Here is a 6,544-nt window from a genome sequence, read left to right on the forward strand (position 1 = left end):
TCCTCGGCCCGCTCCGGCTCTCCCGCCCCCGGCCAGGGGCCCGGCACCACCCACCACGAGCGGCGCCGCCGCCGACCGGCATCCGGCGGCGGCGCGGCCCCTCCGTACCGCACGAGATTGGACGGCATCTCCCATGACGACTTCGCAGGTCGAGTCCTCCCCCGCCGCGCCCGGCGGGCTCTCCGACGCGGCCCGGGCGCTCCTCGAACGCCGGCTGCGCGGCAGGGCCGGGACCGCCGCCCCGGCCGGGATCCCCCGGCTGGAGCCGCGTCCCGACAGCGCGCCGCTGTCCGCAGCCCAGCAGCGCCTGTACTTCCTCGACCGGCTCGACCCGGGCAGCACCGAGTACCTGGTGCCGGCGGCCTGGCGGTTCGCCGGCCCGCTGGACGCGGACGCGCTCGCGGCCGCCGTCGGGGACCTCGTCGAGCGGCACGAACAGCTCCGGACGGTGTTCGCGGAGACCGAGGGGATCCCCCGGCAGCAGGTGCTGCCCCCGGGCAGCGTCCGCCTCCACACCGTCGGGCTCCCCGCCCCCTCCGACGGCGCCGACCGGGAGTCCGCGGTCGCGGCGGCCGTGCACGAGGCGGCCGTGCGGCCGTTCGACCTGGCCGCCGGGCCCGCCTTCCGGGCGACCCTCCTGCGGGTCGCCGCCGAGGACCACGTCCTCGTCCTCTCCCTGCACCACATCGTCTGCGACGGCTGGTCCCTCGACCTCCTCCTGCGCGACCTCCGGGCCTTCTACCGGGCCCGCACCGGCGGCGCGCCGGCGCCCGCCGCCGCGCCGGACGCCATCGGCTACCTCGACTACGCGGTCTGGCAGCGCGGCCGCGACGAGAGCGCCGACCTCGCCTACTGGCGCGACACCCTCGCCGGGCTGGCCCCGCTCGAACTGCCCGCCGACCGGCCGCGACCCGCGACCCGCTCCCACGCGGCGGCCGTGCACACGCGGGAGCTGCCCCGTGAACTGGCCGCCGCGCTCGACGAGGTGGGCAGCCGCGCCGACACCACCCCCTACATGACGGTGCTGGCCGCCTTCCAGGCCGCGCTCGCCTTCCACAGCGGGCAGGACGACATCGCCGTCGGCACCGTCACCGCGAACCGCGAGCGCCCGGAGACCGAGGGGCTCGTCGGGTTCTTCGTGAACACCCTCGTCGTCCGCACCTCCCTCGGCGGCGACCCCACGACCGGCGACCTGCTGGCCCGCACCAGGGAGAGCGTCCTCGGCGCCCTCTCGCACCAGGGACTGCCCTTCGAGCGGGTCGTCGAGGAGCTGCGCCCCGACCGGGACCTGTCCCGCAACCCGCTCGTCCAGGTGCTGTTCACGCACACCCCGGGCGGGCAGGAGGGCCCGTACGCCCTCGGCGCGGCGGTCGGCACCCCGGTCCCCGTGGACCTGGCGACCGCCAAGTTCGACCTGACGCTCGACCTGTACGAGGACGCGGGCGCCGGCCGCACCGCGCTGCGGTACGTCTACCGGCCGGACCTGTACGACGAGGAGTCCGTGGCCCGGCTCGCCGCGCACACCGAGGCGGTCCTGCGGGCCTTCGCCCGCGGCCCCGCGACCCCGCTCGCCGCGGTCGGGCTCCTCACCCGGGAGGAGAGGGCCGAACTCCTCGGCCCGGACGGGCCCGCCAACCGGGCCCCGCAGCCCGCGCCCGCCCGGCCGGCACCGCGCCCGGTCCTGGAACGGGTCGCCGAGCACGCGCGGCGCGCACCGGGCGCGGTCGCCGTGCGGGGCGGGGGCCGCACCCTGACCTACGGGGAGCTGGACGCGGCGGCGACCGCGCTGGCACGGCGGCTGCGGGCCGCGGGCGTCGGCCCGGAGTCGCTGGTCGGCGTGTGCGTGGCCCGCTCCGTGGACCTGCCCGTCGCGCTGCTCGGGGTGTGGCGGGCCGGGGCCGCCTACCTGCCGCTGGACCCGGCGCACCCGCGGGCACGGCGGGCCTTCACGGTCGCGGACGCGGGCGTGCAGTGGGTCGTCGCCGACGGGACGGGCCGGGCGGCGGTCGAAGGGCTGGGCGTCCGCGTGGTCCCGGTGCCCGGCGCCGACAACCCCGCAGACCCCGCCGCCCCGGCCGATCCCGCCGACCCGGCGGCCGCGGACGCCGCCGCAGGGGAGCCGCCGGCCTTCGCCCCCGGCCCCGACGGCCTCGCCTACGTCATCTACACCTCCGGCTCCACCGGCCGCCCCAAGGGCGTCGAGGTCACCCACGCGAACACAGCCTGGCTCTTCGACGCGGCGGACCGGCACTTCTCCTTCGGCCCCGGCGACGTGTGGACCCTCGCCCACTCCCCCGCCTTCGACTTCTCCGTGTGGGAGCTGTGGGGCCCGCTGTCCTCCGGCGGCAGCGTGGTGGTCCTGACCGAGGAGGAGGTCCGCGACCCCGCCGCCGTGCACGCGGCCCTCCGCGACCACCGGGTCACCGTCCTCAGCCAGACGCCCGCCGCGTTCAAGGGCCTGCGCTCCCACATGGTCGACGCGGGCCGCACCTTCGCCGAACTCGCCCTGCGCACCGTCGTCTTCGGCGGCGACGCCTTCGACGCCCGCGACTACCGCGACTGGTTCGCCGTCCCCGAGGGCGAGCGGCCCGCGCTGGTCAACATGTACGGCATCACCGAGACCACCGTGCACGTCACGCACCGGACGATCACCGAGGCGGACACGGTCTCGCCGGTGTACTCGCCGATCGGCCGCCCCCTCGCCGGACAGCACGGCTACGTCCTCGACCGCTCCGGCCGGCTGGTCCCGCGCGGGACCGTCGGCGAGCTGTACGTCGCGGGCGGCGGCGTGGCCCGCGGCTACCTGGGCCGGCCCGCGCTGTCCGCCGAACGCTTCCCGCCCGACCCGTTCGGGCCCGCCGGGAGCCGCATGTACCGCACCGGCGACCTCGTACGGGTCCTGCCCGACGGGCAGTTGGCGTACGTGGGCCGCGCCGACCACCAGGTGAAGATCCGCGGCTTCCGCATCGAGCCCGGCGAGATCGAGACGGCCCTGCGCGCCCTGCCGGGCGTGCGGGACGCCGCGGTCGTGGCCCGGCCCGACGGGCACGGCGGGGCCCGGCTCGCCGCCCACGTCGTCCTGGCCGAGGGCAGGCCGCTGGACGCCCCGGACCTGCGGGCCCGGCTCGGGCTGACGCTGCCGTCGTACATGGTGCCCGCCCTGTTCGTGCGGCACGAGGCGCTGCCGGTCACCGGGAACGGCAAGGTCGACCGGGCGGCGCTCACCGCCGCGCCCGCGGACGGCGCGGCGCCCGCGGACGGCTTCGAGCCGCCCGCCGGGCCGGCGGAGGAGGCGCTGGCCGGGGTGTGGGCGGAGGTGCTCGGCACCGAGCGGGTCGGCCGCACCGCGAACTTCTTCGACCTCGGCGGGGACTCCATACTGGCCCTGCGGGTGGTCGGGCGGGCCCGTACGGCGGGCTTCGCGCTGAGCGTGGCGGACCTGTTCCGGGCCCGGACCCTCGCAGACCTGGCCCGCCTCGCGGTCCCGGTGCGCGGGGCGGGGCCGGCCGAGACGGCGCCGTTCTCGCTGCTGGACCCGGCCGACGCGGCGCGGCTGCCGCGGGGGCTGGAGGACGCGTACCCGCTGACCCTGCTCCAGGCGGGGATGCTGCACGAGATGCTGGCCGACCCGGAGCGCGGCGCTTACCACAACGTCACCACCCTGAAGATCACCGTTCCGGAGGGCTTCGACCCGGAGGCCTTCCAGGCGGCGGCCGACGCGGTCGTCCGGGCCCACGGCATCCTGCGGTCCTCCGTCGACCTGGTCTCCTTCGGGGAGCCGCTCCAGCTGGTGCACCGCACCGCCCGCGTGCCCGTGGGCCTCACCGACCTGCGCGGCCTCCCCCCGGAGGGGCAGCGGGCAGCGCTCGACGCGTTCGCGGAGGCGGAGTTCGCGCGCCGCTTCGACCTGGCCGCCCCGCCGCTGATCCGCATCCACCTGCACCGCACCGGCGACACCGAGCTGATGCTGACCCTGACCGACTGCCACGTGGTGCTGGACGGCTGGAGCCTGACCTCGCTGGTGGCCGACCTCCTCGACCTGCACCGGCAGGCCGTCGCCGAGGGCCGCGCCCCGTCCCTGCCGCCCGCGCCGCGGTTCGCCGAGTACGTGGCCCTGGAGCGGGCCGCCTCCGAGGACGCGGCGGCCCTCGCCCACTGGCGGGAGGCGCTCGCCGGCCTGCGGCCGGTCCGGTTCCGGCGGCAGGAGCCCGATCCGGCGGCGCCTGCGGTCGCCGTGCACGAGGCGGTCCGCTCCCTGAGCCGGCTCGCCGGGCCGCTCGGGCGGCTCGCCAGGCGGGCGGGGGTGCCTCGGCGCACCGTCCTGCTGACGGCCTTCCACCATGCGATGGGCCTGTTCGCGGAGCGCGACGCCGCCGCGGCCGGGCACTCGGTCGGCCTCGTGGTGAACGGCCGGCCGGAGCTGCCGGGCGCGGACCGGATGCGCGGGCTGTTCCTGAACACCGTGCCGTTCGGTGTGGCGCGGCCGGCGGGAAGCTGGCTGGAGTACGTGCGTGCGGTGTTCGCAGCCGAGCGGGAGATGATGCCGCACCGGCGGGTCCCGCTGTACCGGCTCCAGCAGCTGCGGCCCGGCGAGCCGGGCCTGGTGGAGGCCGTGTTCAACTACGTCAACTTCCACCGGCTTTCCGGCGACACCTGGGACGGCTCGTCGGAGATCTCCCGGACGATGTTCCCGCTGGTGGTCAACGCGAGCGTGGAGGCCTTCGCCCTCGACGCCGACTCCGCGTACGTGGCGCCGGAGACGGCGGAGCAGCTCGCCGACCTGCTGTGCGGGGTGCTGGAGGCGATGGTCGCCGACCCGGAGGCGGCGGTGGCGCCGCCGGCCCTCACCGGGGCCGCCCGGGAGCGCGTCCTCGGGGAGTGGGCGCACGGCCCGGTCGCGGCGAACACGGCGCTCGCATTCCACGAGCTGGTCGCCGGGCACGCGGCGCGCACCCCGGACGCGGTCGCCGTCGCCCATGCCGGCGGGGAGCTGGCGTACGGGGCCCTGGACGCGTCGGCGACGGCGCTGGCGCACCGGCTGCGCGGCCTCGGCGTCGGCCCGGAGACCGTCGTCGGGATCTGCACGGAGCGCGGGCCGGACCTGGTGCGGGCCGTGCTGGGCGTGCTGAAGGCGGGCGGGGCGTTCCTCCCGCTGGACCCGCAGCACCCGGCCGAGCGGCTGGGGTTCATCGCCCGGGACAGCGGGATGCGGGTGCTGCTCGCGCAGTCCGCGACGGCGGACGCGGTCCCCTTCGACGGGCCGCGCCTCCTCCTGGACGCCCCCGACGGCACCGCGTACGTCATCTACACCTCCGGCTCGACGGGCACCCCCAAGGGCGTCGCCCTCACGCACCGCAACCTCGCCAACATGGTGGAGGCCCAGCGGGACGTCTTCGCCCCGCAGCCCTCCGACCGCGTCCTGCAGTTCGCGTCCATCGGCTTCGACGCCTGCGTGTACGAGCTGGCGTGGGCGCTGGCGAACGGGGCCCGCCTGTGCACCCCGCCCAAGGAGGCGCTGCGGCCCGGCCCGGACCTGTCGGCGGCCCTCCTCGACCACGGCGTCACGGGCACGGTCCTGCCGCCGTCCGCGCTCGCCGTGCTCGGCGAGGACCGCTACCCGGACCTGCGGGTCCTGCAGGTGGCGGGCGAGCCGTGCCCGGCCGGGCTGGCCCGCACCTGGGCGCGCGGCCGCCGCTTCCTCAACGTGTACGGGCTCACCGAGACCTCCGTGTGGAACCTGCACGCCCGGCTCGCGCCGGACGAGCGGCGGCCCCCGGTCGGCCGTCCCGTCCGCAACTCCCGGGTCCACGTCCTCGACGAGCACCTGCGGCCGGTGCCGGTGGGCGTGCCGGGCGAGATCTGCATCGGCGGCCTGCCCGTGGGCCGCGGCTACCCGGGCCGGCCCGCCGCGACCGCAGCGGCGTTCGTCCCGGACCCGTACGGGGCGCCGGGAGAGCGGCTGTGCCGCACCGGCGACATCGGCATGCTGCGGCCCGACGGCTCCGTCGAGCTGTTCGGCCGCCGCGACAGCCAGGTCAAACTGCGCGGCTTCCGCATCGAGCTGGGCGAGGTGGAGCACGCGCTGCGCGCCCTGCCCGGGGTGCGGCAGGCGGCGGTGCTGCTGCGCGGCGACCTGCCGGGCGAGCCGGCGCTCGTCGCGTACGTGGTGCCGGACCCGGGGGCGGAGCCGTCCGCGGAGGCGCTGCGGCAGGGCCTGCGGGCCTCCGTGCCGGGTTACATGGTGCCCGCCCTGTTCGTCTTCCTCGACGACTTCCCCGTCAACGGCAGCGGCAAGGTCGACCGGCGGGCGCTGCCCCTGCCGGCGGCGGGCGGCCTGCACCGCGAGGCCCCGTACGCTCCCCCGCGCACCCCCACCGAACGGCTGCTGGCCGAGGTGTGGCAGGCCGTCCTCGGTCTTCCGGAGGTCGGCGTCCACGACGACTTCTTCCGGATCGGCGGAAGCTCCCTGTCGACGGTCCGGATCGGCGCCCGGGCCGCCGCCCTCGGCCTGCCCGTCACGGTGCGGGACCTCGTCGAGCTGCCG

1 protein-coding gene is annotated in these 6,544 nt (G+C 77.5%); it reads left to right on the plus strand.

Annotated elements, in window-relative coordinates; translation table 11 throughout:
- Positions 1-133: 133 nt before the first annotated feature.
- Positions 134-6,544: non-ribosomal peptide synthetase (locus EF903_RS26710; protein ID WP_125547381.1), on the plus strand; the 6,411-nt coding region annotated here is incomplete at its 3' end.

The sequence above is a fragment of the Streptomyces sp. WAC05292 genome (assembly GCF_003949955.1).
GTDB classification, from domain to species: Bacteria; Actinomycetota; Actinomycetes; order Streptomycetales; family Streptomycetaceae; genus Streptomyces; species Streptomyces globosus.